This window comes from Mesorhizobium sp. M1329 (assembly GCF_040318035.1).
GTDB lineage: Bacteria > Pseudomonadota > Alphaproteobacteria > Rhizobiales > Rhizobiaceae > Mesorhizobium.
The window spans coordinates 1-2,949 of the sequence record NZ_JAMYLN010000076.1; the positions used below are offsets into that span (position 1 = coordinate 1).

1 protein-coding gene is annotated in these 2,949 nt (G+C 56.4%); it reads right to left on the bottom strand.

All coding sequences use genetic code 11. The features are described from left to right. Window positions 1-309: 309 nt before the first annotated feature. The gene (locus tag NKH21_RS32565) at window positions 310-2,346 is read right to left on the bottom strand and encodes a S9 family peptidase (RefSeq protein ID WP_352869993.1); all 2,037 of its coding nucleotides are present in this window, start codon (window positions 2,344-2,346) and stop codon (window positions 310-312) included. Window positions 2,347-2,949 lie beyond the last annotated feature (603 nt).

Here is a 2,949-nt window from a genome sequence, read left to right on the forward strand (position 1 = left end):
CAGATTTCCGGCAAAATCAAAGCCGAAATCAGGGGGAAAATCCTAAATTGAATCAAAGCGTTCCGAGTTTTTCACGGGCGACTATGTATTTCTGAGGATAACTGAGGACGCGTGATTGCGGCAGGTACGAGCTGGCGTCTGCACGCACGCTACGAATCCTCCTCGCCCTCGCAAACAAGAGCAAGTTGTGGAACGTAGCCGAAAAAACCTTTGTAGCCCGTGAGAAGACAAGCAGTGCGTCAGCGCTCGGCCATCTGCTGCGCAAGCGGTCGTACGCGCTCGATATTCTTGTTGACTAAAATGCAGGCATTAGCAGTTCTCCTTGATTGCGACGGGTTGGTCGGTGTTCCGAGTGGGTATATGTTCCTCAAACCAGCGGATCATGCGCGCTGCTAAGTCTATGCTGGCAGGGTACCCGCGCACGCCATGCCCCTCCTGCGGATAAATTACTAGCGCCGATTTGACGCCGTGCTCACGCAGCGCATTATGGAACTCTACGGTCTGGCTGGGGGGCGTGCATCGATCAAGCGCTCCCCCGATGTTGAGGCAGGGCGTAACGGCCTTGTGGGCATGCATGATCGCACTACGTTCGAAGTAGCGGCCATTGGGGTTGTCGTATTCATCCGCGAGAAAGAGTGCGTCGAAATCAGGTATGTTGGAAACTAGATGCTGGCTCACCTGATTGGCGTGCGTCGCGATCGACACTGCGGCGGCGAACCGCTGGTCCTGGGTGATCAGCCATGAGGTCATGTTTCCACCATAGCTGGTTCCGGTGACGCCGATGCGTGCCGGGTCGGCGATGCCGCGCTCTACCAGATGATCCAGGCCTGACAGCAGGTCGTAAGTGTCCTTCCCGTTTATATCGCCCTTAACTTTGCGAGCATATTCCAATCCACGGCCGGAGCTCCCCCGCGGATTCGGCAGCAGTATCGCATATCCGCGTTCTAGCAGCATGAGGTAGGCGATGCCGACTCCAGTTTTGCCAAACCATTGCGGCCGTGAAGACGCGACAGGTCCCCCGTGGACATGCATCACTAGCGGAAATGGACCGCTTCCTTTGGGTAAAAGCAGCCAGCCCTGGATCTCCAGCCCGTCCGGCGCCAGCCAACTTAATAGCTCGACCTTGTTAGTCCAATCTCTAATCTCGTCACAGTGTGGGCCGGCTAGGGAGCGCACAACGCTGTATGACCGATCTTTGATTGCAGCGATTTCGGGCGGGCGCTTGTAGCCTTCAGCGATCAGCACACAATCACCGACACCCTCCCCAAGGGGAGCTGCAGGAAAGTATCGCCCAGTTGCCAGTTCGGTACTTGACCAGCTTTCGGTCAGGTTATCCTTGGCGGTGTCGTATTCCAGCACCACTGTCTCGAATCCTCGATGTGCACCCAGAAATACCCGCTCTGGGCCACGCCAACGGATATGCGTTACGTCGGCGCCGTTCGTCGGGATGCTCTTTACCTGGCCAGTCTGGACCTCGATGATCCGCAACTCGCCCGCCACGACCCAACGATCGCTGCATACCGCTTCGACGACGCTGATCTTGGTGCCGGCGGGATCGGCTGACGACCAGCCAATCTGGTCGCTAGATTCGTAAATCCGTCTCGTGCGGCCCGTCTCCTTGTCGATGATGTCAAGGCTGGCAGAGTACCACGCTCCTTCGTCCGCATCTGGAGATGTAACCGCGACCACCGAATCGGGCCCGCACCAGTTAGCTTCCCATACGTTGATATCCGGGGTGGGTATCCGCATGACGCGATCGACGCGCAGATCGTAAATCCAGACGCTGCGGCGTCTAAACTCCTCGTCGCCTACTTCAACGTGCGGCATCCAGAGCGGTATTGTCACCTCACTCTGCTTGCTCGTGACAGCTCCATGGGCACAGGAAGCGTCTGCGCCGTGCCCGGCAACGCCGAGCAGGATCTGGCTGCCGTCCGCCGACCAGTGTAGATATTCTATCCATCCGTCCACGCGAGGCGCCGCCCTTCCCGCGCGCCCGTCCATGTCAAGCAGATAGAGCTGGAAGTCTCCTTTATTCGCCCGGTCGGAGAGGAAGGCGATGCTCTTGCCGTCAGGCGAAAATCTGCAGCCATGATCGGCATTCGGGCCGAACGTCAGCGGCCTGGTCGTGCCGTCCCGAAGGTCGACGAGGCAGATACGCCTGCGAAGATCCTTCTCCAGGTTATCCATAACGACGCCGGTGATTACGGCAAACGAGCCGTCAGACGAGACGTCGATTTCCAGCGCATCAATAATTAGCCCGACGCCCGGCTGATTCAGGCGCCGGACGATCTCTTCCGCCTCGTGGAACTCAGGGGTGTCACGCAGGTCGCGCTTCATCTTTGTCATTTCAAATCTTTCTTTCGACTCTTGGGGTCAGGGAGGTCAACTCTTGCGTCACAAAAGATGGCGATATCTGCTCCGCGATACCGGTTGATATTGCGCTGACGACGGAGACACTTGAACGGAGGAGCGGCTCAATGCGATGAACAATGGCAACGTGAAGGTTTGGAGCCTTAAGCGAACTTGGCCGTACCACTTTACCGACAGCTTTGAGAGCGTGCTGTCATCCTTCATTTTTTGAATTGCAGCAGTAACCTTTGCCGTTGAACTCTTTGTCACCATGAAACATCGCCGCCGCAAGCAACATTGCGGTTTCTTGTCGCCACAAGTCTGTTCATTGCGTTCCCTGTCTCAATTTTTTTGGTTCCGCCAGCGCGGAGCGCTAGCCGCTTGCACCAGCAACTCGTGCACGGTCGAAATTAATGTGCTCTCGACGTACTTTGCAACATCTGTTTTCTAAATGCCGAACGTAATTCACATGAATCATACGATGCGCGGCGTGACGAGTTAAAAGAACTGGCGGTCTAGAGCACGTCCTGTGATCGATGAATCGATTGTGATGTGACGGCTGCGTTTTGTGCTGATTCAACATCCACCTCGATGGGAGGT

Bases quoted from the DNA above. Each gene is read 5' to 3' on its own strand.
- NKH21_RS32565 (WP_352869993.1), bottom strand. From the start codon at position 2,346: ATGACAAAGATGAAGCGCGACCTGCGTGACACCCCTGAGTTCCACGAG.